Origin of the sequence: Bacillus sp. FSL M8-0049 (assembly GCF_038593355.1) — a bacterium.
Lineage (GTDB): Bacteria > Bacillota > Bacilli > Bacillales > Bacillaceae > Bacillus > Bacillus safensis.
Window position 1 is genome coordinate 1,170,278 of sequence record NZ_CP151986.1, and the last position, 26,700, is coordinate 1,196,977.

Here is a 26,700-nt window from a genome sequence, read left to right on the forward strand (position 1 = left end):
ACGATTTATTGTATTGATCAATGAATGCGGCAGATTTATACTCAAAGTAACCTTAACAAGATGAGAGAGAAAGAAGGGTATTGATGAAAAAAATATATTATTTAGCCGCTTTATTTTTAGCCGCTTTAAACTTACGTCCGATCATTACTTCCGTGGCTTCCATGATGAGCATGATCCAATCAGAGCTTGGAGTAAACGCACTGACAGCAAGTCTTTTGACCACTTTGCCTGTCCTTTGTATGGGAATATTTGCTCCCGTTGCAACGATACTCAGCCGGCGTTTTGGTTTAGAGAGAACGCTGTTTTTCTCGATTCTTCTTATCACGATTGCCACTGCACTGCGTGGTACTAGCCAATCGGTTGCTATCCTGCTCATGACTGCGTTTGCTGGAGGGGTAGGGATTAGCTTCGCAGGTCCTTTATTGTCTAGTTTTATTAAAAAATATTTCCCGAGAAATCCTGGGATTGTCAGTGTGTATTCAATTTCGATGACAATAGGTGCAGCGCTCGCTTCCGGCTTCACGATTCCGATTTATCTACGCAGTCAGCATCATCTTCCATTTGCATTGTCCTGCTGGGCTATTCTAGGGGTGATCGCCCTTATTCTATGGATAGGTTTAGCTCGCAAAAATGAGCAGAGTGATCTTGTAACGTTGCCGTTAAAATTGCCGCTGCGAAACAAAAAGGCCATTCAATTCACCTTGTTCTTTGGCTTTATGTCCAGTATGTTTTATTCTTTGACGGCATGGATTTCACCGATTGCTCTTAGTTTTGGAAACAGTCCGCAATATGCTGCCATGCTCTTGACCATATTTACACTCATTCAGATTCCGGTGGCACTACTCGTTCCAGCGGTCGTTACTCGGTTAGGAAAACCGAAATTATTTCTCATCTTATGCAGTCTGTCTGAACTCATTGGACTTATCTTTCTTCTTCTGCCAATGCCGATCTTGCCAGCCGTCATTTTCCTAGGTATGGGTGCCGGGGGGTTATTTCCTTTAGCGCTTATGCTCCCGATTATGGAGACGAGTACTCCGGAGGAAGCCGGAACCTGGTCCGCGATGTCGCAGATGGGCGGGTACATCGTGGGTGGATTCGGTCCGTTTTTCATTGGCTTGGTTTTCGATCTAAGCGGACATTTTTATGCTTCCATTGTGGCAATGCTTGTCATCGTCTCGTTAATGATTGGCGTTCAGTTATCAATGAAACTTGGTAGAAAAGAAGAAGTGTCGAGTTAAATGATGCAGCTTCACATTTCAATATAAACGGGGGAATTCTATTGCTCATTCGAGAAGCAAAAACGATCGATTATCCACAATTAAGACAAATCTATTTAGAATCCCGGCGCCAGAGCTTTCACTGGCTCAATCCAGAAGAACTCCATCTGCAAGATTTTGATCAAGATACGCAGGAAGAGCAAATTTTCTTAGCTGAGGACAACAATAAAATTCTTGGATTTATTTCTCTATATGTACCAGATCGTTTTATTCACCTTTTGTTTGTACATCCAGAAGCTGCTGGTCAAGGGGCTGGCGATCTGCTGCTCAAACAGGCTATAAAAGTTTTAGGAACACCGGTCACCCTCAAATGTGTCTCCGACAATCACAATGCTTTATCTTTTTATCAAAAAAGAGGGTGGAAGGCTGTTGTGGAAGAAGGAGAACCTGGGGCGGAATACTGGGTGCTTATTTATGAATAGAAGTCATTTTATCTTATCATTCACAGGGCCCTTATAGGGCCTTTTTGCGGTTTCTTTTCGGTGTCGAATGGCGCATAAAATGGTAATATATGTCATTATAGGGAAAATAGAGGAAGGGGTAAGAGCTGATGGAGAAAGTGCTTTCTTCTCACGTCGGTTTAAAAATCAATGAATGGTATTATCATATTCAAAAATTTAACGTACCGGACGCCGAAGCATATAAAGAGGAAATCAAATCAATGCTTGATTATATGGAAGAAAATCAAGATTTATTTTTGTATTTCTCACTCATGGAGTTCAGACATAAATTAATGCTTGATTACTTGAATCCTTTAGAAAATGGGAAAGAGCGGGCCAACTTCAAGGAGCTCGCAATGAAGATCAAAAGGGACCAAGAGAAATTAACAGGACTGCTCGAGTATTACTTCAATTTTTTCTACGGCATGTATGAATTTGAAAACTATGAATACCTAAATGCAATTACCTTCTATAAACGGGCAGAAAAAAAGCTGTCTCTTGTCAGTGACGATATTGAACGGGCCGAGTTCAATTACAAGATGGCTGAAATCTATTACCACATGAAACAAACCCACATGTCCATGCACCATATCGCACAGGCGATAGAATGCTATCGAGAAAAAGAGACATACACTGTAAGAGAAATACAATGTTCTTTTGTGATCGGATTAAACTATATAGATATGGGCTGCCCCGAAAAAGCAATACCCCATTTTCAACACGCACTAGAAAAAGCCGCCGACAACTCAACAAAACGATTAAAAGGATCAGCACTCTATAATTTAGGGTTGAGTTATTTTCATCATAATGAAATAGCCCAAGCAATTATACATTTTAATGACTCAATTCGAGCATTTAGAGAGCAGGGATACGAACATTTAAATAGAATCTTAGACCCGCTTATTATGTTGTCAAAAGCCTATTTCAAAAAGAAAGAAAAGGATTTAGGTAAGTATGCTTTAAATAACGGCATAGAACTATCTGAAAAGCTGAAAGACCATGTGCTGTTATTGATATTCAAATTTTTAAGATCACTATATGTTGACAACAATTTTGAGCAGTTGGAAACAATAATGGAATCGCTAGAAATAAAGTCAATATATCCTGATCTTGAAGATTTAGCAAAAGATGCTGCAAAATATTATAATGAAATGGGAGATAAAGACAATGCAATGCATTTCTATGAAAAGATTCTTTATTTCCAAACTCAAGTGAAGCGGGGGGATTGTCAGTATGAAATTTAAAACGTTAACAGTCGTATGCGTGATGTTTAGTATCATCAGTATTGTTGGTTATTTTACATCTGAAGTGACAGCAAGTCATGATGAAGCTAGGAGAGGTCATACTGCAAGTATCGGTTATACTGCATAAATAAAAAGCCCCTTAAGGGCTTTTTATTTTAAGACGGAATATATGCTATGAATAAAGAATATTTTTTCCATAGAAAAGATATTGAGGAGGAAGTAAAGTGACAATGTTAAAATCAACATTATTTCGAAGGATTTTCATTATATCTTTTGCTTTAACCTTTATGATTAGCCTGTTCAATATGGCTGTGTTGCCAGGGACGCCAGCGTCTTATTATGTTGGTCTGGTTTGTAAAATGTTGTTTATCAGTTTGTTAAATGGTATGTTTTTCGGAACAATCATCTATTTGATTGGCGTCTTTCTCGGTGCTAAATCTTCAAAGGAAAATCAATAAAAAGTGAGCGGCTATAGTCTGCTCTTTTTTATTTGAAAAAATTTGATATCTAATGAAGAGAAAATGAGTTACTTCATGTACGATCTAGATCGTAAATCCAACATATGTATTTTTCATCATACATTACATTATTTTTAATATCCTACTGCATTCTATTTTAAAGGATGTTACCGTTGTTTGTAAGGAATGATTGGCCAGTCTTCCAATAAAAATTGGAGGGAAATCATGAATTACAAAATTGAAATGTTAACGAATATGAAAATGGTGTATATGAGAAATATCGGATCATATGGCAGCAAAGAGAATTTTGAGATGATGAAGAGATTTAAAAAATGGATTAAGCAACATCATTTAAATGATGAATTAAAGGAATATGGTATATATGGTGTTCCTCAAGATCATCCTGGAAAAATTCCATCAGAAAAATGCAGATATGACCTCATGCTTATGACAAATAGAGATTTCACAAAAGATCAAATGGTTCAGACTGGTCATTTTGAAGGAGGAAAGTATGCTGTGTTCACGGTGACACATACAACCGAAAAAGTGAATTTGTTTTGGAGACAATTGCCTCAAATGATCCAAAACAATCGATTAAACATGCGTCAGGCACCTATAATGGAAAGGTATAGAGAAGAAGAAGGCGAAGATAAGGTGTGTGAATTCTTACTGCCTATCTTTTAAACACTTTATCAAACTGCAATGAAAACAGACCTCATATGGTCTGTTTTCATGAGTATTAAATGTTTAAATATTTTAGGACTCGTTCCTTTAAATATCGGTATTGATCCTCATTCGTATCTTGAAATGCTTCTTCTCGATTTGAAGGGACATCCATATAAACGATTTCCTCCGAGAATTGTGAAGAAGTAAAGTCGATTCTTGTTCCATTCACTACGTTGTAAAAGTGCCATCCGCTAGGTAATGCGGTCTTGTTTATTTTTCCGCCTAAAAGATCATGGACGACTAAAGAAGTGACACCGCATTGTCCATTGGCCGGGTTTTCTTTACTCCATTTTGAACTAAATTGAGAGGACCAGGCTTTATAAAGAGCATCAATGATTTCGTCTGTCGTGTAGAGGTTCATCATAAAAATCCTTTCTATTTAAAAGCGAAATGAATATAGTGTCTGTTTAGTCTATAATAGATTTTTTTTTCGATCAAAATCCAGATGCTATACTTGATTAAACCAATATAACAATGAGGGTCATGACAGGAGGAGCATGGAGTGATATTCATCATAGGCATTGTAATCGCTTTTATTGTGGCTATTTTAGGCTTTACTATTTTCGTAGATGTAGGTAATGGGCTGGGAACGGTTTTTAGCATCATCGGTGCAATGGTCATTTTATGGATAGCGGGTAGGCTGCAAAGGCAAAAAGAAAAGAATGATCCAAATATATTATTAGATAAAATGATGATGCTTTTTCAAGAAGACGGGTTTCAGGCTTCCACATACATCTTTTCACAAAATGTTGATAAAGGCTTTGCGATTGATGATGAGCGAAAGGTAATACGCTTTATTACACATCAACCTGGCCGCTCATCTCGAAAATTCAGGTTTGAAGTCACTGAGCTTTCCTTGAAAGAGTTGAAGCAAGTTGACATGTTAGAAGATGGTGTACCGATTGAACAATCTGTTGAGAGTGATAATAATGAAGAGATCTCGACACTTGAATTGAGATTAACTATGAATGATCAGGAATCATCAACGATTACGCTCACCTTTCTGACATTTGATGTGCCTGTTCGTAAGAGCACTGCCGAATATTTGACTGAACGAGAAAATCTGAAGGAGATTTATCATGAAATTGATTCAATGATGAAATCTGCGGTTTAATAAATGACTGTTCATAAAGAAGAAATCACAGTTTGAGGTGGTTTCTTTTTTTATGTCCATCAAGACAAAAGCTGGTTCAATCATTGCGGTTGAATGTTTTTCTCAAAAATGAATAAAGATAGACTAGACACGAAAACGATCATTGATATCGAAATGACTGGAGGAAACATACATGCAAAAGCTTTGCAGGGAAGTCTGGATCGAGGTCAATCTTGACGCGATTAAAAGAAATATCGAAGCCATTCAAGCGCATATTCCAAGGAAAAGCAAGATCATGGCTGTCGTAAAGGCAAATGCTTATGGACACGGCTCAGTTGAAGTAGCGCGGCAGGCACTAGAAAGCGGTGCGACAGAGCTTGCGGTTGCCAGCTTGGAAGAAGGTATTGTATTGCGGAGAGCAAAAATTGAAGCACCGATTCTGGTCCTTGGATTTACCCCGCTCGACTGTGTGAAAAGGGCTGCAGCCTGGAGAATTGATCTCTCCGGCCTTCGAGAAGACTGGATTGTTCAAGCAAATGAGATCTTAGCGGAAGAAGAAAGTCAGCATCGCCTTGGGATTCATGTCAATGTTGACACAGGGATGGGACGATTAGGTGTACGGACAAAGGAAGAGCTGTTAGAGGTGGTGGAGGCGCTTGAAAAGAGTGAAAACCTGAGGTGGGATGGAATATTTACGCATTTCTCCACTGCGGATGAGCCTGACCCTGATTTCACACTAATGCAGCACAGCATTTTTATTGATTTTCTTCGTTTCTTAAAAAAAGAAGGCATTACTTTGCCCACTGTACATATGAACAATACAGCGGCTGCCATCGCATTTCCTGAATTTAGCGCAGATATGATACGGCTAGGCATCGGACTTTATGGACTGTATCCTTCGCAATACATTGAGAGTTTAGATGCTGTTAAGCTAGAGCCCGCTCTCAGTTTAAAAGCAAGGATTGCATTCGTGAAGGAAATGGTGACAAAGCCAAGGACCGTCAGCTATGGGGCAACCTATGTAGCAAAACCTGATGAAGTTATAGCAACCATACCAATCGGTTATGCAGATGGGTACTCACGAGCATTATCCAATCGAGGATTTATGCTTTTCCGTGGAAAACGAATGCCGATTGCTGGCCGCGTCACCATGGATATGACGATGATCAGTTTAGGAGAAATGAAAGCAAAGCAAGGCGAAGAAGTCGTCATATATGGTCGTCAAAAGGGCGGAGAAATTTCTGTCGATGAAATCGCCGAAATGCTCAATACGATCAACTACGAAGTCATCGCCACCTTAAGCCGGCGCGTCCCAAGGTTTTATCGTCGCGGCGGAAAGATTATTAAAATATCGACGCCGGTGATGTATGTGTGAGGGTAAATAACAGGTGCAATTTGAGGATATTTGTTCTGGTGTACAATGATAAAAATTAAATTTTATTACAAATATGTCGATAAAAGGAGGGATATTTAAGATATGGAGGAAAGAAACGATGAAAAAAGGTTTATTTTTAGTGCTTTTGACTATTTTTATGATGGTCACAATTCATCCGGTAAAAGCTCATGCAGCTGAAACAAATGGGTGGACGAAGCGAGCGGACTTACCGGAAGAGCGTATCGGAGCAAGTGTAGGAGTAGTTGAGGGGAAAATATATGTATTCGGTGGAGCAAGTCAACAGTCTAAATTCAACAATTCAACATATATGTATGATCCTAATACTGATTTGTGGACAGAAAAAGCAAGTATGCCTAGAGAAAGAACGGGCGCTGCTTACGCGACAGTAGGTAAAAAAATCTATGTTATTGGCGGTCTTACTGATACAACTAAAACAGTTCACAAAACCATCGATGTTTATGATACGGAATTAGATCAATGGACAGAAGAACCGATTCAGATGCCTGAGAAATTTATATATACATCCTATATAAATGGTTCCTTAAGAGCAGTTACAGTTGGAGAAAAAATTTATATAGTGGCATCTTTATCAAGCTCTCAAGTAAATTTTTATTCCTATGATACGGTAAGTGGAGAGTGGGAAAGCTTAGATAATTCTCAATTAACTTCTCGTCAAGGGAGAAGTATTGCAGAGATAAATGGAAAGTTATACATTGCTGGTGGTGAGGCTAATGTTAGCCGAACGAATGATAAAGATATTTTAGAATATGATATGGCGCTAGGGAAGTGGCAACGGTTAAAGGATGTTCAATTAAATTCTTTTGCATATGAAGCTGCTTATGTGACATACAATCATAAATTATTTATGATTGGCGGCCAGCGAATTGGAGATAGATCGAGTAAATTACTAAAACAAGTTCAGATATTTGACCCACAAACTAGTCAAGTCAAAGATTCCTTATATGAAATTCCAGAAGGTAGAGTTGGATCTGTGGCAGCTATTGCTGATGATCAATTATATGTTATTGGTGGAAGAGATTATGCTGAATCAATAGGTAGTCATTCTGTCAAAAACAATTTTAAATCTGTTATTTCTATTCCATTAAAAGATCTGCAAAAAGTGTCAAAGGATCAGGATGAAACAAAACCAGGTGATGGAACAAGCGAAGAACCAAAAGATCAGGACGGAACAAAGCCAGATGATGGCACAACCGAAGAACCGAAAGATCAAGACGGAACAAAACCAGGTGATGGTTCAACCGAAGAACCGAAAGATCAGGACGGAACAAAACCTGGTGATGGTTCAACTGAAGAACCAAAGGATCAAGACGGAACAAAACCTGGTGAAGAAGCAGCAAAAGGCATACTTTCAATTACGATGATAAACGGGCTGCAAAAGGATTATCTGCTTTCAATGAAAGAAATCAACGATTTTCTTAACTGGTACAAAGAAAGAAGCTTTGGTATTGGTATGAACTTCTATGAAATCAATGATGAACACAATAAAGGTCCTTTCACAAGTAAGAAGGATTATGTCGTATACCAAAATATCTTAATGTTTGATATCAAGCAATACTGAAATCCATAAATGATAAAGCTGCTGATAAGAGATCAGCAGCTTTTATTTTGATAAATTTGTTAAAATTAGGATTAACGTCATGAAAAAATGTGATATCTTTTAAAAAATCTGCTAAACATCCTATAACCACATCCGATAATAGAATTGTCAGGGTTGATAGGCCCTAGAATAAAGGACTTTTTTCAGACAAGGACGTCTGTCAGGTCCCACATACATGGAGGTAATAGGAAATGAGAATTAACCACAATATCGCAGCACTTAACACATTGAACCGTTTGTCTGCAAACAACGGTGCGAGCCAAAAGAACATGGAGAAACTTTCTTCTGGTCTTAAAATCAACCGTGCAGGAGATGACGCTGCAGGTCTAGCAATCTCTGAAAAAATGCGTGGACAAATCCGCGGATTAGAAATGGCATCTAAAAACGCACAAGACGGTATCTCTCTTATCCAAACAGCTGAAGGTGCATTAACTGAAACTCACTCAATCCTTCAACGTGTTCGTGAACTAGTTGTACAAGCTGGAAACACTGGTACACAAGATAAAGGTACTGACCTTCAATCTATCCAAGATGAGATTAAAGCTCTACAAGAAGAAGTAGACGGTATCTCAAACCGTACAGAGTTTAACGGTAAAAAATTGTTAGATGGTACGTTTAAAGATACTGGTGATCCTGCAACTACAAAAAGTTTGACTTTCCAAATTGGTGCTAACGCAACTCAACAAATTGATGTTAATATCGAAGATATGGGTGCGGATGCAATTGGTGCAAAAAATGCTGGAGTAATTGTTGCTGGTCAAAGTGTTAAAGACATTGATGTGACTAAATTTGCAGATGTAGCTGCTACTGCTGCAGGCGGTTTTGATGAGCAATTAAATATTGTTGATTCTGCAATCAACCAAGTATCTGCTCAACGTGCTAAGCTTGGAGCAGTTCAAAACCGTCTAGAGCACACAATCAACAACCTTGGTGCTTCTGGTGAAAACTTAACAGCTGCTGAGTCTCGTATCCGTGACGTTGACATGGCGAAAGAAATGAGTGAGTTCACGAAGAACAACATTCTTTCTCAAGCTTCTCAAGCAATGCTTGCACAAGCGAACCAACAGCCACAAAACGTACTTCAATTACTACGTTAATAACGGGCCCCTTTATGGGGCTTTTTTGTATTTATTAATTAAAAAATATGGATGATATTTAATTTTTTAATAAAATTTAGGAGTGGGGTATTAAGCGTAATTGTGAATTTAGACAGATAAATTCATAAATTAATCTTGAATCAAGCTAAACATCCTTTAAAATAAACCGATATTTTAATTGTTAGGGTTGTTAAGCCCTAGAATAAAGGACTTTTTTCAGACAAGGACGTCTGTCAGGTCCCATATACATGGAGGTAATAGGAAATGAGAATTAACCACAATATCGCAGCACTTAACACATTAAACCGTTTATCTGCAAACAACGGTGCGAGCCAAAAGAACATGGAGAAACTTTCTTCTGGTCTTAAAATCAACCGTGCAGGAGATGACGCAGCAGGTCTTGCAATCTCTGAAAAAATGCGTGGGCAAATCCGCGGATTAGAAATGGCTTCTAAAAACGCACAAGACGGTATCTCTCTTATCCAAACAGCTGAAGGTGCTTTAACTGAAACTCATTCAATCCTTCAACGTGTACGTGAACTAGTCGTACAAGCTGGAAATACTGGTACACAGCAAGGTGAGGATTTAACTGCAATTAAAGACGAAATGGATGCTTTAATTGAAGAGATTGATGGTATTTCTGATCGTACAGAATTCAATGGTAAAAAACTTTTAAATGGTGATTTTAAAGCTTCTACCCCACCAGTAAATACTGACCCATCTTTAGTTTTCCAAATCGGAGCTAATGCAACTCAACAAATCAAAGTGAACATCCAAGATATGGGTGCAGATGCTTTAGGTGTCGATAATGGAACTGGTGGTATCGTTGCAAACCAATCCATTAAAGATTTAGATGTAACAGCCTTTGCAACTAATGCGGCAGATGCTACAGATGTTGGTTTTGACACACAACTAAAAATTGTTGATTCAGCTATCAACCAAGTTTCATCTCAGCGTGCTAAACTTGGTGCAGTTCAAAACCGTCTAGAGCACACAATCAACAACCTTGGTGCTTCTTCTGAAAACTTAACAGCAGCTGAGTCTCGTATCCGTGACGTTGACATGGCGAAAGAAATGAGTGAGTTCACGAAGAACAACATTCTTTCTCAAGCGTCTCAAGCAATGCTTGCACAAGCGAACCAACAGCCACAAAACGTACTTCAATTACTACGTTAATGAAAAGCCCCTTTATGGGGCTTTTTTTATGCTTTTTTTCTTCGTGTTTTCTCCAGTCTTATGCTTCTTAAATCCCTCTGTTAACTCATGATAAATGACCTTTAATTTTGGCATACTCTAGCGAAACGATCATAGTGAATGAGACTTACTCCTTATTTATCCCTTTTTTGTTAAACATATTCCATTAAAGTTCGATAAATGGATTGTAAGGCTTACAAAAAAATTCTAATTTAGAACTTTTGGATAAGGACGTCCAATTGGTTCAAACACATGGAGGTCATTTAACATGAGAATTAACCACAATATCGCAGCACTTAACACACTGAACCGTTTGTCTGCCAACAATGGTGCAGGGCAAAAGAACATGGAGAAGCTTTCTTCTGGACTTCGTATCAACCGTGCAGGAGATGACGCAGCAGGTCTTGCGATCTCTGAAAAAATGCGTGGACAAATCCGCGGATTAGAAATGGCGTCTAAAAACGCACAAGATGGCATTTCGCTTATTCAAACAGCTGAAGGTGCATTAACTGAAACACATGCGATTCTTCAACGTATGCGTGAATTAACAGTTCAAGCAGGTAACGTTGGGACTCAACAAACAGAAGATTTAACAGCAATTCAAGAAGAACTTACTGCTTTGGTTGATGAAATTGATGGTATTTCTCAGCGTACAGCATTTAACGGAAAGAATCTGTTGGATGGCAGCGTTGAAGAAGGATTCCAATTTCAAATTGGCGCAAACATTGAGCAAAATATCAACGTACAGATTGGCAAAATGGATGCAGAAACTTTAACTGTAAAAGATATTGTAGTTAATGAAGAAGGCTTTAACTTTGACACCGAAGTAGCAAAAATCGACGCAGCAATCGGCGCTGTATCTAAACAGCGTTCAGCTCTTGGTGCAGTCCAAAACCGTCTAGAGCACACAATCAACAACCTTGGTGCTTCTGCTGAAAACTTAACAGCAGCTGAGTCCCGTATTCGTGACGTTGACATGGCAAAAGAAATGAGTGAGTTCACAAAGAACAACATTCTTTCTCAAGCATCTCAAGCAATGTTAGCGCAAGCAAACCAGCAGCCGCAAAACGTACTTCAATTATTACGTTAATGAAAAAGCCCCTTTGAGAGGGGCTTTTTTTATTTCATTCAAATGACAGCAAGTGCTCTAGACGAAAGTCAGGAACCGCTTCATGGAAAAAAGCTCGGTTGCCTTCATCGTTCTTTTGATCCCATTGCTTCCACCATTCAGCGGTTTCTCCAGAGGTGTCAGCTTGAATCATGTTGTGCAGCTGTTCTAAGTTGATGATTTCTCTTGGTTCTAATAAAAAAGAATGCATCCGGTGATACGCCTCAAGACATTCAGGCTGTTTTGTCACAATGGCGAATTGTACGTAGCGATTTAAAAATTCCTGTACGAACGTCAAGTGGGGGATGGTTGCTTCTCCTTTTAACTCGACGCCGTCCCACGCCATATCAGCAATCGCACAAAGCCACCAGCCAAGTTCACTCGCTTGCTGCATTTGTTGTAATGTGTCCTTTTCAAAAGACAGCCGCTCATTTTTTTGTGCTAGTTTGAGCATACGGTCAAGTGTTTGTGCTTCGAGGGCTGCCTTTGTCATGCCCTGTCCATGAATGGGATCTAACGTACACAAGGCATCGCCCATCACCAATAATCCACTTGGCCAATCCTGCATGTGTTCATAGTGATGTCTCACGCAGGAAGGAACTCTAAATCCTTTTGGTTTTGTAAAGGGCGTTAAATGGGTGATGGCTTCTGCTATCGCGGGGTGGGTCAGTGCAGCGGTTTCTGAATCAAATTGATCAGCATCCGTTGTTGGATAATGTGAACCGCCAGCTGCAGAAAGAAGAACAGCCACTAAATCATGATCAACCCGTTCAAACAGTCCTGTTGGAATTTGCTTGTCTGGCTGGCCAACTACGACCATTGATTGCAGGGGTGGGGCCCCTGATGGTATGTGATAATATCTTGTGCTGTAGCCTAGAAACACATGTAACTCATCAGTCTTTGGTAAGGTCCATCCAGCGTCTTTCAGCCATTTTGGCAATTTGGACATTCTTCCAGACGTATCGATCACTAAGTCTGCTTTTATTTCATGAATGCTGCCAGGTTTTACTTGCCGGTCCTTCACAACAAGCCCCATGACTTGATTAGTCCCCTCTTTAAACTGAAGGGAGATGGCTTCATGTTTTTCTAAAAACTGCACACGTTCCTCTTTTACTATTCTTTGCATCAGCACCCACTCTAGCATTGCACGTCTTGTGACGGCGGTTTCTTCTGTATCAGTGAGCGTTAATTCGCCATCTTTTGTGATAAATCGAGAGGTTTGATGCATGGTATTAAATCCGCCCATTGCCAGTAACTCTTTTGTATAACCAGGGAATAGACGTTCAACGATTTGATTGCCAAGTGGCAGCATTCTATGTGGGTGAAAGGCTTGAGGAGTGCCAAGACGATTCTCAGGAGAGTCCGGCAGTTCATCCTTTTCAATCATCAAAACTTGATGATAAAACGTTGATAAAACTTTTGCAGCGAGCATCCCGGTGATACCTCCGCCAATGACGATTGCCCTCTCATATTTCATGGGTTGTGTCACAACATGCGCCTCCAATGAATATACAAAATGGTTACATGACCATTTCATCATATGTCGATTCATTAATTATAGCAAATTTACGTTTGAATATAGAAAGGAAAAGTACTTCTTTTTACTCGTAAATATGAAGAATTTCTTCTAATCATTATCATTATTTTAAAAAGTAACTATTAATTTAAGAGGAACGACCGATAAACTATATAAGGGGGTAGAGAAATTGGATATACTACAGAGTATTGTGACAGCAGCACCTTATATGATGCAGATTTTAAAAAACGAAGTGACGATGGGTGTCATTGATCGAGAGAAATTCTTGCTGTATTTGCCATCGAAAGATGTTGATTTTCAAATTCGAGCAGGAGAACTCATTAAGCCAGATGATTTAAATATGAAAAAAGCGCTCAGAGGTGAGACATCAAGTATGTTTGTGCCTGAATCGGTTTACGGAATACCGTTAAATGCAATGGGTCTGCCAATTTTTGATGAAAATCAACAAGTTATCGGCGCACTCGCTTTAGGTTTTCCACTTAAAAATCAATTAGAGCTTGAAGCATATATGGAGTCATTAAATGACATCATTCAAAGTATTCAAGAAAAGGTGCATGTGGTGGCGGCACATTCAGAAGAGCTTTCTGCGACAAGTGAGGAAATGACCTTACAAACGCAGCAAACACTTGAAAGCTCGAAAAAAACATCTGATATTACAAAAATGATTAAGGGCATTTCGAAACAAACAAGTTTGCTGGGATTGAATGCGTCAATCGAAGCAGCCAGGGCAGGAAAAGAGGGGGCTGGATTTAGTGTTGTAGCCAGTGAGGTTCAAAAGCTTTCAAGTGAAACTTCACGTGCAACAGAAAATATTGAAAGTTCACTGCAAGGGATTTCCTCTAATATACATACATTACTTGAGAGTATGGACCATATGAAAGGTTCATCATCAGAGCAGGCTTTACTTGTGACAGAGTTTAGTGAAATTGTGGAACGGCTGACGAGCGTAAGTAAAGAAATGAAAGAATTCATGCAGCATGTGATGTCAACGTAAAAAACGAATCCAAGAGGGATTCGTTTTTTTGATACGCTATTTTCTTTTGTTCCGGTCAAAGCGATAATCGTATGTTTCTCCCTTTACCACATTTAAAAATTCATGCCCAATTTGAACAAGCTGTCCATTTTTCCATTTGATGAGAGGGTCTTTATCAGGGTATTTCCAGTAAATCGTTTTCTTTCTGTGGGTGAGTTTGTTTTCAATTTCTGCTCTAACTGCGTTTTCCTTTAGTTTCCCTCCGCTATGTCGATAGGTGTTGATGATATATGTTCCGTCAGGTGATGTCATCGAGCGGATAAAGGTTCCGTGAGATACGCCTTGAAGAGAAAAGCATTTCCAGTAAATGATGCCAGCGAAGCTAAGGATTAAGATGACAAAGGTGATGGTGGTTTTCTTTTTTAACATGAATTCCTCCAGATGTAGATCACAATATTTCTAATTTATGAGAGAGAATGCAAAAAGATTCATATAGTCCAAAAGTTCTATTCATTTCAATTATCGGTCATTTTTTCTCAAAATTCAACAGATAGCCGAAAAGATAAGGAAAGTTTAAGGATGTATTAAGTCGATAGGTCATGTGAAATCCCTTTACAAAAGAATTTAAGATCAGTAGACTTATGCTCAAATAGAGAAATGGGGAAGATGGAATGACGCAAATCATTGATACATATCAAAGTTATGAAGAGCTTTCCGCTCATGAAAGAGAGGGAATCGACTATCAAATTCTTCACGAGCGGAAAGGAGACCAGCTTTTGGTTTTGTCCCCTCATGCTGGGGGAATTGAATCTGGCGTGAGTGAGCTCATTCATGAAATCGCAAGTGATGATTCTATGTATTTATTTGAAGGCCTTAAAGTGAAAGGCAATCATGTGCTTCATATTACAAGCACACGTTTCAATGAGCCGGTCTGCCTTTCTCTAGTGCATACCCATCATTACACGTTTGCGCTCCATGGCTACGGGGAAACGGAGGTGCTTCAAACATTAGTGGGCGGGACAGACAGAGAAAAAGCGGCAGAAACAGTGAAACGTTTAACGCTTAATGGATTCCCCGCAGTGCTGCTATCTGAATCTGATCGCTATTCTGGAACACATCCTCACAATATTAATAATCAATGTCTGACCGGAAAAAGTGTACAACTTGAAATCAGTCAGGCGCAAAGAAGAGCATTCTTTCAAGACTTCAGACGGCGCTATCGCCGTGAAACGCAAAATGAGCAATTTTATCGGTACACAAATGTACTCAAGCAAGTATTAAACCTTTATGAATAAACCCCTGTCGCCCTATGCAGAAGAGGCTTACGTTTGATAAACAGCTTCTTTTTCCGCGACCTTCTCGGCTTTCATTAAATAAGATGTAAACTCTTGTTGGAAGCGAATGCCTGCTTTCCGCTGTTCGAACAAGGCCAGCCGCTTTTCAGCGAAAGCCCAGGTGACATGAAATGTTTGCGAAATGTGCAAAATGGCTTGCTGCCGAAGGTTTGGAAGCTTCATTTGCATCAGCATAAAGGTCGGCACACAAAAGTGATACATGAATTGTTTAGCCTGAAACTCTTGCAGTTCTCGAAAGAGTTTGTGCATCTTGAAATGATTGCCTGCATGCTTCAGCACATGACAAAGCTCGTGGGCAAAATCCTGCCATTGTTCCTCTGACGATAGAGATCTGTTTAATATAATACTGTAAAGACCTTGATGTTTGATCATCATGCTGCCAGTATCCTCATAGTGGACCCATACATGAAATTCAGAAGCGATCCTTTGCATGTCTCTATAAGCAGGACCGCTTATTTGTAATTTGGCATATAACCGCTTAATCTCTTCTTCTAAATGGGTTAAAAAACCAGTCATTTAAAAACCTCCAAGCAAACGTATGTTCTGTTTTTGGCGTAAAAGAAAAGTCCATATAGGACTAAATAGCTAATGAAGCTATTACTTACTTTTAATATCGGCTTATTTTTAACAATTTTAACATAAAATCAAGGAAAAATGGAATTAATTCCTGTTTTTTTCTTCATTTTTGCGTTTTCCATTACTAAAAAGAGTGGTTTGAATTCAAATTTTACCATAGTCTTATCACTAAAACAAACCTAAGTTGTCTTACGAACGCCACCAATTGATGAGAAAGATCAATTCAATTTAGCAAAAGGGAGTGCAGAACATGGTAGAAATTTATCAAGATTTTATTCCAGTTGGAAACGGGAACCGCCCAGGATACGCCATGACACCGATGTATGTGACGGTGCATAACACAGCAAACACGTCAAAGGGAGCGGATGCGAAAAGTCATGCGGCATATGTGAAACGCCCAACGACAGAAGTGAGCTGGCACTTTACAGTGGATGATCATGAAATCTTTCAGCATCTGCCGTTAAATGAAAATGGCTGGCATGCAGGGGACGGACATGGAAATGGGAACAGAAAGTCGATCGGCATTGAAATTTGTGAAAATGAAGATGGAAATTTCCAGCAAGCGGTCAAACATGCGCAATGGCTCATCCAAAAGCTGCTGAAAGAGCATAATATTCCACTAGCGAATGTGGTCACACATCAGCACTGGTCTGGAAAAACATGTCCGCGTCTGCTTCTCGCTACATGGGATGAATTTAAAAAAGGAATTGAAACGGCAGGAGATCCTGAGACGGTCATCACGTATGTCGTCAAAAGCGGGGATACGTTAACGAGTATTGCCAAAGCTCATGACGTCACAGTTCAAGATCTTCAGAAGTGGAATAACATTAGCGACCCGAATAAGATTCAAATTGGACAGGTTCTCAAAATTTATCGAAATGATGGAAAAATGATGTATGAGCTGCCAGATGGGATTTTAAAGGTGACTTCGCCTCTAACGAAGGGAGAGCACGTACGCCTCGTCCAAAAAGCGCTTGCTGCTGTTTATTTTTATCCTGATAAATCGGCTGCAGATAAAGGCATCGATGGTGTTTACGGAGAAAAAACGGCGAATGCCGTAGCGCGCTTTCAGCTGGTGAACGGTTTGACAAGTGATGGAATATACGGTCCTAAAACGAAGGAGAAGCTGCTTAAACTGTTAAATCAGTGAGTGTTTCTGTTTGTATGATTGGATGGCTGTTTCACTCTTTTCAATTAAACGCTTAGTATATGGGGACGGCTGATATTCGGCAAACTGAACATATCTCAGTTGTTTGATTTTCTTTTTCATTTTGGCACCTCAATCGTTGCAGCGTATAGTGTATTGTATGCAAGTCTATGTGAAAATGGAAGCAGGACGCGGATTTCGTTCCGCGTCCTTTAGTGTAATCAAGCCTTTTTATTTTTATACTCATCCAGAAGCTGTTCATTCTTTTTAAAAATTCGCTCAGTATGGGGGCTTACCTTATAATCGGCCATACTGATATGGCGTTTTTTCTTTAAAATCTTAAAAGGGTTTTTCTTAGGATTGTTGTTATCCCCTTGAAGTGCGTGGTCCATCTTCATCACCTTCCTCTTCGTCAGGCAAGATTAGGTCATAAATTGTTGTAAGTGATGTCATTAATAAATAGTCGAACTCCGTGACAATCTCATCGGAGGTGAGCTTAATGACAAAATGAGCATCTGCTACAGAAAATGGGATGAGCACCAAATGACCGAAATCATCGTAATATACTTCCTGCCTGTCAAGCTTCGCCTGAATAAGAGCCCGCTGGTCAAGTGTCCGAAGCAGGTCGTCTTTTTGTTCCTGCATATCGTATGGACAAAGCACCGCTTGAATATTCATCTTGTCGGCAAAAGAATAAATCAGCCGCTCAATTCCCTCTATATATGCCTCTACACTTCCATAATATACATGGATCGGTTCATTTTTCAATAGGTATTGGTACGTTTTTAGTTTATTGAGGTAAGAATGAAGCAGATCGTTATTTTGTTCAAGGAGTTGATGGGTGTCGGTTTCCAGCTCATGATTTCCGAGTTTTTTAATATAGGAGCTAAGAAAGATGAAAGCATCAGTTAATGCGAAAAATACGGCAATGATCAAGTAGTGCATCCAATCAGTGAAGATAGAAGAGGGGTCATTTGTCCAGTACACAACAGCACCCGCTACATAAATCCAATACCACGTTTTACGAATGGCAAACATCTTTTCTTTTACTTTTTGTTCAAAGCGCCAAACCGCAAATACATACACAGCAAGAGCACCTAGCAATAACCATACAGTCAATTGAAAAAATAATAGCATGTTCTTCTCTCCCATAGACAGATGAATACTTGTTTATTTCTATGGATATGATTGGAAACCCTGCTTCATGAAAAAATGTCCTGTAGAAGGACGGTTTTAAGTGTGCGGGCAAATAAAAAAAGACCTGTCAGACAGGTCTTTGATATTAGAGAATCGCATTTAACACAAAGTATATAAGAGCTCCTAGAGTTCCTGAAATCGGTAATGTAATCACCCAAGTGACAAGCATACGTTTTGCTGTACCCCAGTTAACCCCTTTGACTCTGTGTGCAGAACCTACACCTAGAATAGAAGATGAGATAACGTGAGTCGTACTAACAGGTAAGTGAATAAACGTCGCACCGAAGATAATAGCTGCACCCGTTAAGTCTGCAGATACTCCGTTTACTGGACGAATTTTCATAATTTTACCGCCGACTGTTTTGATAATCTTCCAGCCGCCGATAGAAGTACCGAGTCCCATTGCAAGCGCACAAGAGAATTGTACCCAGAAAGGAATGTCGTCTGTTGTATGCAAATTACCTGCAATTAAAGCCATCGTAATAATTCCCATCGCTTTTTGCGCATCGTTTGTCCCATGGGTATACGATTGCAGTGCAGCCGTTAAAATTTGAACACGTCGGAATTGTTTATTTGTTTTTGCGAGATTGTTGTTTCTAAATATAATTTTGATAATGGTATACACGATATATCCCAATACGAAAGCTAGGATAGGTGAAAGCAAAAGTGCTTGAATGATTTTAATGAATCCCGAATAGTTTAAAGCGCCAAAACCGGCAGAAGCAATAACCGCACCTGCAATTGATCCGATTAATGCATGTGAAGAACTACTCGGAATCCCGTAATACCAAGTAAGCAAGTTCCATGTGATGGCGGCAATTAAAGCAGCCAAGATCACAACAGAGCCGTTTTGAAGCGTAAATGGATCTGCGATATCTTTTGTAATGGATTTTGCCACACCTGTAAATGTCATTGCTCCTAAGAAGTTCATGAACGCTGCCATGATGATCGCATGTCTAGGCTTTAATGCCTTCGTTGAAACTGAAGTCGCAATGGCATTTGCTGTATCGTGGAACCCGTTAATGAAATCAAAAGCAAGTGCACAAATGACAATAAGTATGGTAAGGATGAGTAATGTGTCCATGTTTAACTAACCCCGTTACGCATTCTTCATAATGATTGTTTCTAGATTGTTGGCAACACTTTGACAGGAATCAGCGATTTCTTCAAGTGTTTCGTAAATTTCTTTGTATTGAATCACTTTAATTGGATCTGTTTCTTTTCCAAACAAGTTCTTTAATGATTTACGATGAAGATTGTCACAATTATGTTCAATCTCTTTGATCTTGATTGCGTGCGGATGAATATCTTTCAAGCGATTTTCAGCTAGTAGATCAATTGTGATTAAAATTTCTTTCGCACACTCTCTGATGTAGTGGCTGAATTTGTCGATATGTTCGTCAGAGCTTGTAATTGAGTAAATTTCTAATGTTGCGGAAAAATGCTCAATTCCATCTAAAACATCATCGAGGCTATTCGTCAATTGAAGAATGTCTTCACGTTCAATCGGTGTAATAAAGGCTTTGTTCAGCTCTTTAATCATGGTATGAACATGATTATCACCTTTTGTCTCATATTCCTTCAATGTGTCAGAAAATTCTTTCAGAGTGGTTTGATTTGTTACTTTATAGCTAACAAAATACTCAGCAGTTTCATCTAAATTTTTAGCAATTTCCGTTAACAAGACGGAAAACTTGTCTTTTTTCCTTTTTAACATGTAAAAACCCTCCATTGTATAAATGAGACAATGCACACATCAAATAATTATATATTCTTTTGTCGAAAAAAAACAGGTGTAGTCGAAAATTTCTTCACTTTTTCTATTTGATCTTATTCTGACCTAAAGATGTGATCTCAACACACCTTTTTCTAAAAGGGGAAAAGCCACGAAAAAAGCGGGCCATATTTGGCGCCGCTTAAAGGCTAAGAAGCTGAATGAATCAGCTTAAACCGTTCACAAACAAGAAGCATATCCTCTTTGAATTCTAAACCGTATGATTGGAGTGCTTCTGTGAAAAATTCTTTATGTTCTCTGTACCAATAGTCATAAGATAAGTCGCCTTCACCCTCTGCTTGTGCAAATGATACGGGGACTTCATTCATTGGCATGACATCTACATGTGTAATTTCAATGATGGCTTTTGGCTCTTCTTGGCTGTTCAAAATGACCGCATATTGTCCGGGTTGTGGAAGCGGCTCCTGTTCCTTTTCATAAAAAAGGTGTCCAGAACAAGTGGCTGTTTTTTTTCCTTGCTTTACAAGGTCAAGCAAATGATCAGGATCTGAGCCGAATGCCCACGCCGAAACAAACGCGTCAGCAGGTGCTTTTTCTGATTTCTCTTTCCAATAGTCTTCCCAAAATAATCTGCATTTGTTGTTCAATGCTTTTCCCCCTCTTTGTTGTGTTTATTATACCTTGAAGCTGAATCGTTGGAAATGATGTGTCTTTATTCCTAATGAGTGAGTGCGTCATATGTTTTGAAAAACAATGTTTGATTTGGGAAATGTAGGATGATAGGATGAAAATTTTTGAAATTTTAGAATAATCTATTGTATTCTGGTCAAGAAGTCGGTAAGGTCAAAGTAAGAATATGGAAGGGGTGTTGTTCATGAAACGCATTTCTCTAACTGTTTTGTCCATATGTCTGTTTGTTTTCTCGTTTTTTCTGCCTGTCAGCCAAGTCAATGCGAACGAATCTCATGGGAGTAAAGTAGCTGTTGGGAAAGATGGCATGGTGGCTACTGCTCACCCGCTGGCATCAGAAGTAGGTGCTGATGTATTGAAGAAAGGTGGAAACGCAGTGGATGCTGCTGTTGCCATCCAGTACGCACTGAATGTGACAGAGCCAATGATGTCTGGAATTGGCGGCGGTGGTTTTATGATGGTTTATGATGGAAAGACAAAAGAAACATCCATCATCAATAGTAGAGAACGAGCACCACAGGGCGCAACACCTGACATGTTTTTAACGGACGAGGGAAAAGTCATCCCATTTGCTGAGCGGTCCACACACGGTAATGCGGTTGGCGTCCCAGGGACAGTAAAAGGTCTCGAGGCAGCATTAGATAAGTGGGGAACCCGTTCGATGAAGGAATTGATTGAGCCTTCCATTCAGCTTGCAGAGGATGGATTTGAAATCGATTCTGTTCTGGCAAAAGCCATTGAAGATCATCATGAAAAGCTGAAAAAAACGGCCGCAGCGCCAATCTTTCTTCCAGATGATCAGCCGCTCAAAGAAGGCGATCTGCTTGTACAGCCAGGTCTTGCGAAAACATTTAAGCTCATTGCAAAAAAAGGAAGCAAAGCATTTTATGAAGGAAAAGTAGCAAAAGCACTTGCAAAGACAGTCCAAGATTTTGGCGGAACGATGACAACTGATGACCTTGGTCGTTATGAGGTCAAGACTGACAAGCCTATCTGGGGGGACTATAAAGGATACCAGCTTGCAAGTATGCCTCCACCAAGCTCAGGCGGTGTGTTTATGCTGCAAATACTCAAAATACTAGATCACTTCAATCTATCACAATATGACCCCAAATCATTCGAAAAATATCAGCTGCTAGCTGAAACAATGCATCTCTCCTATGCTGACCGTGCTGCATATGCAGGCGACCCCGAATTCGTAGATGTTCCACTAAAAGGACTACTAGACGATGATTACATTTCAAAAAGAGCTTCTCTCATTCAATTAGATCAAATGAACAAAAACCCGAAAGAAGGAGATCCATGGGCGTATGAGGATGAAAAAAATCCATCCCCAATTGTCCCGCAGCCAGAAGATAAAACCATTGGCGAGACCACTCATTTTACTGTTGCCGATCAGTGGGGAAATGTCGTGTCATTCACAACAACCATTGAACAGTTATTTGGTACAGGAATTCTTGTTCCGGAATATGGCTTTTTCTTAAATAACGAACTAACAGATTTTGACGCAAGACCAGGCGGAGCAAATGAAGTCCAGCCAAACAAACGTCCATTATCCAGTATGACCCCGACCATCATATTCAAAGATAACGAGCCGGTCATGACTGTGGGCTCACCTGGAGGAACGACCATTATTGCTTCTGTTTCACAAACGATCCTAAACTTGCTTGAATACGACATGGAGCTGCAAGATGCGGTGGAAGAGCCGCGGATTTATACAAACAGTCCAACTTCTTACCGTTACGAAGTAGGTGTTCCCCTTGATGTGAGAACGAAGCTAAATGACATGGGTCACCGTTTTGGCAGTTCACCTATTGATATAGGAAATGTGCAAGCCTTACTCATTGATCGGAAAGCAGGGACATTTACAGGAGTAGCTGACTCCTCAAGAAATGGAACCGCTGTTGGTGTCAATTTAAAGCTATCTGCCGATTAAGACCATTTCCCGGGAAAAGAAGCGCCTCTTCAAGATGGCGTTTCTTTTTTTGTTTAAATGAAAAAACAGAGTTGACACCTGTGAATAGTTTGAATAATATAAAGACTGACATCAATCATACATAGCTGATCGGACAACCGAAGGCTCTTGGCAATTTGAAGTACAGAACTGTGATGTATTTCAGGTGGCTAAGGGTCTTTTTTGCGTGTGAAACGGCAAGGTTGGTGTCACTATTATTTGATAACGGGGAGCGGGATAACATGAAAAAGTGGAAATGGGTCTCTATCGTGACCATCATTTTAGTCTTGGCTGTGACGAGTACTGCATGCTCAAACGCAAACGAAGCTTCAAAGCAAAAGGGAAAGGTTGAGCTGTTAAATGTTTCGTATGATCCTACACGTGAATTTTATCAGGAATACAATCAAGCCTTTCAGACGTATTGGAAAGACAAAACTGGTGAGGATGTCACGATCAAGCAGTCTCACGGTGGATCAGGAAAGCAGGGAAGATCGATTATTGATGGACTCGAGGCAGATGTGGCAACACTGGCTTTAGGGTATGACATTGATGCGATTGCAGATCGCGGACTGCTTTCAAAAGATTGGCAAAAAGAATTTCCAAATCAGTCCACACCGTATACATCGACCATTGTGTTTCTTGTGAAGAAAGGGAATCCCAAAAACATTAAAGATTGGGACGATTTGATTCGGCCAGGTGTGTCCATCATTACGCCAAATCCGAAAACGTCCGGCGGTGCGAGATGGAATTACTTAGCTGCATGGGCCTACGCCGATAAAACATTTCATGGGAATGAAGAAAAAACAAAGGATTTTGTCAAAAAGCTATATGAACATGTCGAAGTCCTTGATTCAGGTGCACGCGGAGCCACAACGACCTTTGTTGAACGCGGACTTGGGGATGTGTTAATTGCATGGGAGAATGAAGCCTATTTAACGCAGCACGAACTAGGCAAAGACAAATTTGAGATTGTCACCCCATCAATTAGTATTCTAGCGGAGCCGCCTGTTGCGGTTGTTGATCAAAATGTGAAACGTAAAGGAACAGAGAAAGTGGCGAAGGCTTATTTAGATTATTTATATTCTAAAAAAGGGCAGGAAATTGCGGCGAAAAACTATTATCGCCCTAGAAATCAAGAAGTCTTAAACATATATAAAGACCAGTTTAAAAAGATTGATATGGTGACGATTGATCAAGCGTTTGGCGGGTGGAGAAAAGCGCAGAAAAGATTTTTTGATGATGGCGGCTTATTTGATCAAATATACAGCGGACAAAAATAGGGGGCAATGTGATGAAGAAAACACATGCAGCCGCCAATAAAAGAAAACGTATATTGCCTGGATTTGGTCTGAGCCTTGGGGTGACGCTCGTTTATGTGAGTGCGATTGTCGTCATTCCATTATCCATGGTATTTATTTGGACGGCTTCATTAGGAGCAAAGGGGATTTGGAAGGTTTTTACCGATGCAAGAGTATTGAAGTCGCTTCAGCTGACCGTGACGACTTCCTTTGCAGCTGCTCTCATCAATGCAGGGTTTGGTGTACTGATTGCCTGGGTTCTCGCCAGGTACACATTTCCTGGAAAGAAAATCTTAGATGCTCTCATTGATTTGCCTTTTGCTCTCCCAACCGCTGTTGCGGGTATTGCCCTCACCACCCTTTATTCTCCTAATGGATGGATTGGTCAATTTCTGCATATAAAGGTGGCGTACACACCGATTGGGATTATTTTGGCACTGATTTTTATTGGCATTCCATTCGTTATCCGAACCGTTCAGCCTGTGATAGAGGGGCTGCAGCAGGAAGTGGAAGAGGCTGCGGCGATTCTTGGTGCGACAAGGAGACAGACCTTTTTTCACATACTGCTGCCGGCCTTGTTTCCTGCGGTGATGACTGGATTTTCACTTGCGTTTGCAAGAGCGCTAGGTGAATATGGCTCTGTTGTGTTTATTGCTGGAAATATTCCGTTTAAAACAGAAATTACACCGCTGATGATCATGTCCAAGCTTGAACAATATGATTATCATGGTGCAGCAGCAATTGCATGCTTGATGCTGCTTCTTTCATTTTTCATTCTGTTATTGATTCACGGCATTCAGTGGTATGTTGAGCGGAAAAAACAAGTATACGTGAGGTGAAACCATTGGAGAGAGAGTTTAGTCATCAGCACCATATTCGGTATAAAAGTCCTGTAACCGAATCTAAAGCAGTGAAAATCCTATTGATTACGGTCGTGTATGCTTTTTTGATTTTATTTTTACTTATACCGCTGATCGCCGTTTTTTCAAAGGCATTTGAGAAAGGGTGGAGTTCATACCTTCTGGCCATCTCACATCCAGATACACTAGCGGCGATCAAATTGACCGTTTTCATTGTCGTCGTCACCTTGCCGCTTCAAATGATCTTTGGGGTGAGTGCTGCATGGCTTATCACAAAATTTAACTTCCGCGGAAAACGTTTGTTAACGACTGTGATTGACCTCCCGTTTGCCGTTTCGCCTGTGATTGCTGGACTTGTATTTGTGCTTTTATTTGGTTCAAACGGGCTTTTAGGACCTTGGCTTATGGCGAATGGATGGAAAGTCATTTATTCTGTACCAGGCATGATCCTAGCCACCATATTCGTTACATTTCCGTTTATTGCTAGAGAATTAATCCCGTTTATGCAGCATGAAGGCATTCATGAGGAGGAAGCATCGCTCACACTTGGTGCAAACGGATGGAAGACTTTTTTCTTTGTGACACTGCCGAATATCAAATGGGCTCTTTTTTACGGTGTCATTTTAGCCGGGGCAAGAGCGATTGGTGAATTTGGTGCCGTGTCGGTTGTATCAGGTCATATTCGAGGCATAACCAATACGATGCCGCTTCATATCGAAATTTTATACAATGAGTACCAATTTCAAGCCGCTTTTGCTGTGGCGTCTCTCATGGCGTTTGTGGCAGTCATTACTTTAATCATTAAGCAAATCATTCAGCAGAGGGATCACCGGCTAGGCAAGCGGTCAACATAAATGGAGGGATGTGCCTTGGGGATTACAGCAAAACAAATATCAAAACAATTTGGCCAGACAAAGGTTTTGCAAAACGTGGATTTATCGATAAGAAATGGTGAATTGATCTCTTTATTAGGACCGTCTGGCTCTGGGAAGACGACGTTATTAAGAATCATTGCAGGTCTTGATTACGCCAATAACGGGCAGATTTTATTCGGAGATCAGGATTACACACACATTCCAGTACGAAAACGGCAGATCGGTTTTGTGTTTCAGCAATATGCGCTTTTTCGAAATATGACGGTTTTTGATAATGTGGCATATGGACTGAAAATTAAACCTAGAGGAGAAAGACTGCCTAAAAAAGACATCAAAGAGCGGGTACATGAGCTTTTAGAGATTGTTCAGCTTACGAAGTTTGAGCAGCGGTATCCAGAGCAGCTGTCAGGCGGGCAAAAGCAGCGTGTAGCACTGGCGCGCGCACTTGCCGTTCAGCCGAAGGCACTCCTCTTAGATGAACCCTTTGGCGCACTTGATACAAAGGTGAGGAAAGAATTAAGGCATTGGCTGAAAAAAGTTCATCGTGACTTTCAAATGACCACCATTTTTGTGACACATGATCAAGAAGAAGCATTTGATATTGCTGATCGTGTTGTGGTGATGAATGAAGGAAGAATCGAAAAAATTGGCACAAAGGAAGAAATGGCAGTGCAGACAGACAATCTATTTGTATCTGAATTTTTAGATATAGGAAGCCACATTTAACAAGCAGTATAGAAGATTAGAAGGAAGAGACGCGGTGATGACTGCGTCTTTTTTTATTTAAATTTCCCTAGGGACATTGACTTATAATTTTGAATATTATAATATCTTTACAAAGGTAACAGTATT

Annotated in this window: 30 protein-coding genes; 20 read left to right on the top strand and 10 right to left on the bottom strand. The window is 40.0% G+C overall.

Features of this window, described 5'->3' with window-relative positions:
* Positions 1-83 precede the first annotated feature (83 nt).
* The 6 genes from NSU13_RS05945 to NSU13_RS05970 all read left to right on the top strand — a co-directional run bounded on the left by NSU13_RS05945 (position 84) and on the right by NSU13_RS05970 (position 4,103).
* The gene (locus tag NSU13_RS05945) at positions 84-1,238 is read left to right on the top strand and encodes an MFS transporter (protein WP_046310631.1); all 1,155 of its coding nucleotides are present in this window, start codon (positions 84-86) and stop codon (positions 1,236-1,238) included.
* A 41-nt stretch (positions 1,239-1,279) separates the two neighbouring features.
* Positions 1,280-1,699, top strand: coding sequence for a GNAT family N-acetyltransferase (locus tag NSU13_RS05950; RefSeq protein WP_317222091.1), 420 nt, complete (start codon positions 1,280-1,282; stop codon positions 1,697-1,699).
* 128 nt (positions 1,700-1,827) lie between these two features.
* The gene (locus NSU13_RS05955; protein ID WP_342489935.1) at positions 1,828-2,961 is read left to right on the top strand and encodes a Rap family tetratricopeptide repeat protein; all 1,134 of its coding nucleotides are present in this window, start codon (positions 1,828-1,830) and stop codon (positions 2,959-2,961) included.
* Positions 2,951-3,088 (top strand): aspartate phosphatase, encoded by a 138-nt coding sequence (locus NSU13_RS05960; RefSeq protein WP_155762185.1) that lies wholly within the window; start codon positions 2,951-2,953, stop codon positions 3,086-3,088. The genes NSU13_RS05955 and NSU13_RS05960 overlap by 11 nt, the downstream gene beginning before the upstream one ends.
* Before the next feature lie 97 nt (positions 3,089-3,185).
* Positions 3,186-3,419 carry a hypothetical protein gene (locus tag NSU13_RS05965; RefSeq protein ID WP_342489936.1) on the top strand — a complete coding sequence of 78 codons (234 nt, stop codon included), beginning with the start codon at positions 3,186-3,188 and terminating at the stop codon, positions 3,417-3,419.
* A 225-nt stretch (positions 3,420-3,644) separates the two neighbouring features.
* Positions 3,645-4,103, top strand: coding sequence for a GyrI-like domain-containing protein (locus NSU13_RS05970; protein ID WP_144496584.1), 459 nt, complete (start codon positions 3,645-3,647; stop codon positions 4,101-4,103).
* Positions 4,104-4,158: 55 nt separating this feature from the next.
* Here NSU13_RS05970 and NSU13_RS05975 read toward each other — a convergent pair whose 3' ends face one another.
* Entirely contained in the window at positions 4,159-4,506 is a 348-nt protein-coding gene (locus tag NSU13_RS05975; RefSeq protein ID WP_144496585.1) for a hypothetical protein, read from the bottom strand.
* A gap of 141 nt (positions 4,507-4,647) precedes the next feature.
* On the opposite strand from NSU13_RS05975, the gene NSU13_RS05980 reads away from it, so the two are divergent.
* The 6 genes from NSU13_RS05980 to hag (NSU13_RS06005) all read left to right on the top strand — a co-directional run bounded on the left by NSU13_RS05980 (position 4,648) and on the right by hag (NSU13_RS06005) (position 11,633).
* Positions 4,648-5,259 carry a GlsB/YeaQ/YmgE family stress response membrane protein gene (locus tag NSU13_RS05980; protein WP_024426765.1) on the top strand — a complete coding sequence of 204 codons (612 nt, stop codon included), beginning with the start codon at positions 4,648-4,650 and terminating at the stop codon, positions 5,257-5,259.
* 172 nt (positions 5,260-5,431) lie between these two features.
* Complete coding sequence (gene alr / locus NSU13_RS05985; RefSeq protein WP_046310657.1) at positions 5,432-6,613, top strand: alanine racemase; 1,182 nt, start codon at positions 5,432-5,434, stop codon at positions 6,611-6,613.
* 118 nt (positions 6,614-6,731) lie between these two features.
* On the top strand, positions 6,732-8,213 hold the full coding sequence (locus NSU13_RS05990) for a kelch repeat-containing protein (RefSeq protein WP_081124281.1): 1,482 nt from the start codon (positions 6,732-6,734) through the stop codon (positions 8,211-8,213).
* 230 nt (positions 8,214-8,443) lie between these two features.
* Entirely contained in the window at positions 8,444-9,349 is a 906-nt protein-coding gene (gene hag, locus NSU13_RS05995) for a flagellin Hag (RefSeq protein ID WP_081124282.1), read from the top strand.
* A 264-nt stretch (positions 9,350-9,613) separates the two neighbouring features.
* Positions 9,614-10,525: a flagellin Hag gene (gene hag, locus NSU13_RS06000; RefSeq protein ID WP_041116353.1), complete on the top strand. Its 912-nt coding sequence runs from the start codon at positions 9,614-9,616 to the stop codon at positions 10,523-10,525.
* Positions 10,526-10,811: 286 nt separating this feature from the next.
* The gene (gene hag / locus NSU13_RS06005; protein WP_025093449.1) at positions 10,812-11,633 is read left to right on the top strand and encodes a flagellin Hag; all 822 of its coding nucleotides are present in this window, start codon (positions 10,812-10,814) and stop codon (positions 11,631-11,633) included.
* A gap of 34 nt (positions 11,634-11,667) precedes the next feature.
* On the opposite strand, the gene NSU13_RS06010 is transcribed toward hag (NSU13_RS06005), so the two are convergent.
* Positions 11,668-13,140, bottom strand: coding sequence for an FAD-dependent monooxygenase (locus NSU13_RS06010; protein WP_342489937.1), 1,473 nt, complete (start codon positions 13,138-13,140; stop codon positions 11,668-11,670).
* A gap of 217 nt (positions 13,141-13,357) precedes the next feature.
* Between NSU13_RS06010 and NSU13_RS06015 the strand changes: the two genes are divergently transcribed.
* Positions 13,358-14,182 (top strand): methyl-accepting chemotaxis protein, encoded by an 825-nt coding sequence (locus tag NSU13_RS06015; protein ID WP_034281469.1) that lies wholly within the window; start codon positions 13,358-13,360, stop codon positions 14,180-14,182.
* A gap of 36 nt (positions 14,183-14,218) precedes the next feature.
* On the opposite strand, the gene NSU13_RS06020 is transcribed toward NSU13_RS06015, so the two are convergent.
* Complete coding sequence (locus NSU13_RS06020) at positions 14,219-14,590, bottom strand: DUF5412 domain-containing protein (protein ID WP_024426772.1); 372 nt, start codon at positions 14,588-14,590, stop codon at positions 14,219-14,221.
* A gap of 242 nt (positions 14,591-14,832) precedes the next feature.
* Between NSU13_RS06020 and NSU13_RS06025 the strand changes: the two genes are divergently transcribed.
* Positions 14,833-15,456, top strand: a complete 624-nt coding sequence (locus NSU13_RS06025) for a poly-gamma-glutamate hydrolase family protein (RefSeq protein ID WP_061109719.1) — start codon at positions 14,833-14,835, stop codon at positions 15,454-15,456.
* A 27-nt stretch (positions 15,457-15,483) separates the two neighbouring features.
* Here the strand turns inward: NSU13_RS06025 and NSU13_RS06030 are convergent, their stop codons facing one another.
* The gene (locus NSU13_RS06030) at positions 15,484-16,032 is read right to left on the bottom strand and encodes an ImmA/IrrE family metallo-endopeptidase (protein WP_061109720.1); all 549 of its coding nucleotides are present in this window, start codon (positions 16,030-16,032) and stop codon (positions 15,484-15,486) included.
* Between the two features lie 310 nt (positions 16,033-16,342).
* Here NSU13_RS06030 and NSU13_RS06035 point away from each other — a divergent pair, with 310 nt between their 5' ends.
* Positions 16,343-17,242, top strand: a complete 900-nt coding sequence (locus NSU13_RS06035; RefSeq protein WP_061109721.1) for an N-acetylmuramoyl-L-alanine amidase — start codon at positions 16,343-16,345, stop codon at positions 17,240-17,242.
* Here the strand turns inward: NSU13_RS06035 and NSU13_RS06040 are convergent.
* The 6 genes from NSU13_RS06040 to NSU13_RS06065 all read right to left on the bottom strand — a co-directional run bounded on the left by NSU13_RS06040 (position 17,231) and on the right by NSU13_RS06065 (position 20,818).
* Complete coding sequence (locus NSU13_RS06040; protein WP_120207232.1) at positions 17,231-17,362, bottom strand: type II toxin-antitoxin system SpoIISB family antitoxin; 132 nt, start codon at positions 17,360-17,362, stop codon at positions 17,231-17,233. The genes NSU13_RS06035 and NSU13_RS06040 overlap by 12 nt on opposite strands.
* Positions 17,363-17,460: 98 nt before the next feature.
* Positions 17,461-17,637: a type II toxin-antitoxin system SpoIISB family antitoxin gene (locus NSU13_RS06045; protein WP_080652934.1), complete on the bottom strand. Its 177-nt coding sequence runs from the start codon at positions 17,635-17,637 to the stop codon at positions 17,461-17,463.
* Positions 17,606-18,376 carry a type II toxin-antitoxin system SpoIISA family toxin gene (locus tag NSU13_RS06050; RefSeq protein ID WP_024424960.1) on the bottom strand — a complete coding sequence of 257 codons (771 nt, stop codon included), beginning with the start codon at positions 18,374-18,376 and terminating at the stop codon, positions 17,606-17,608. Before NSU13_RS06050 ends, NSU13_RS06045 begins: the two co-directional genes overlap by 32 nt.
* A gap of 145 nt (positions 18,377-18,521) precedes the next feature.
* Positions 18,522-19,520 (bottom strand): inorganic phosphate transporter, encoded by a 999-nt coding sequence (locus NSU13_RS06055; RefSeq protein ID WP_017359158.1) that lies wholly within the window; start codon positions 19,518-19,520, stop codon positions 18,522-18,524.
* Positions 19,521-19,535: 15 nt separating this feature from the next.
* Complete coding sequence (locus NSU13_RS06060) at positions 19,536-20,153, bottom strand: DUF47 domain-containing protein (RefSeq protein WP_024426775.1); 618 nt, start codon at positions 20,151-20,153, stop codon at positions 19,536-19,538.
* Positions 20,154-20,359: 206 nt separating this feature from the next.
* Complete coding sequence (locus NSU13_RS06065; RefSeq protein ID WP_327825798.1) at positions 20,360-20,818, bottom strand: ASCH domain-containing protein; 459 nt, start codon at positions 20,816-20,818, stop codon at positions 20,360-20,362.
* A gap of 227 nt (positions 20,819-21,045) precedes the next feature.
* Here NSU13_RS06065 and ggt point away from each other — a divergent pair, with 227 nt between their 5' ends.
* The 5 genes from ggt (at position 21,046) to cysA (ending at position 26,574) form a co-directional block, all read left to right on the top strand.
* A complete protein-coding gene (ggt, locus tag NSU13_RS06070; protein WP_327825797.1) occupies positions 21,046-22,797 on the top strand; it encodes a gamma-glutamyltransferase in 1,752 nt (583 codons plus the stop codon).
* 260 nt (positions 22,798-23,057) lie between these two features.
* Entirely contained in the window at positions 23,058-24,095 is a 1,038-nt protein-coding gene (locus NSU13_RS06075) for a sulfate ABC transporter substrate-binding protein (protein WP_327825796.1), read from the top strand.
* A gap of 11 nt (positions 24,096-24,106) precedes the next feature.
* Positions 24,107-24,952 (top strand): sulfate ABC transporter permease subunit CysT, encoded by an 846-nt coding sequence (cysT, locus tag NSU13_RS06080; protein WP_327825795.1) that lies wholly within the window; start codon positions 24,107-24,109, stop codon positions 24,950-24,952.
* Between the two features lie 5 nt (positions 24,953-24,957).
* Entirely contained in the window at positions 24,958-25,827 is an 870-nt protein-coding gene (gene cysW / locus NSU13_RS06085; protein ID WP_327825794.1) for a sulfate ABC transporter permease subunit CysW, read from the top strand.
* Positions 25,828-25,842: 15 nt separating this feature from the next.
* Positions 25,843-26,574, top strand: coding sequence for a sulfate ABC transporter ATP-binding protein (cysA, locus tag NSU13_RS06090; RefSeq protein WP_327825793.1), 732 nt, complete (start codon positions 25,843-25,845; stop codon positions 26,572-26,574).
* Positions 26,575-26,700: the final 126 nt, after the last annotated feature.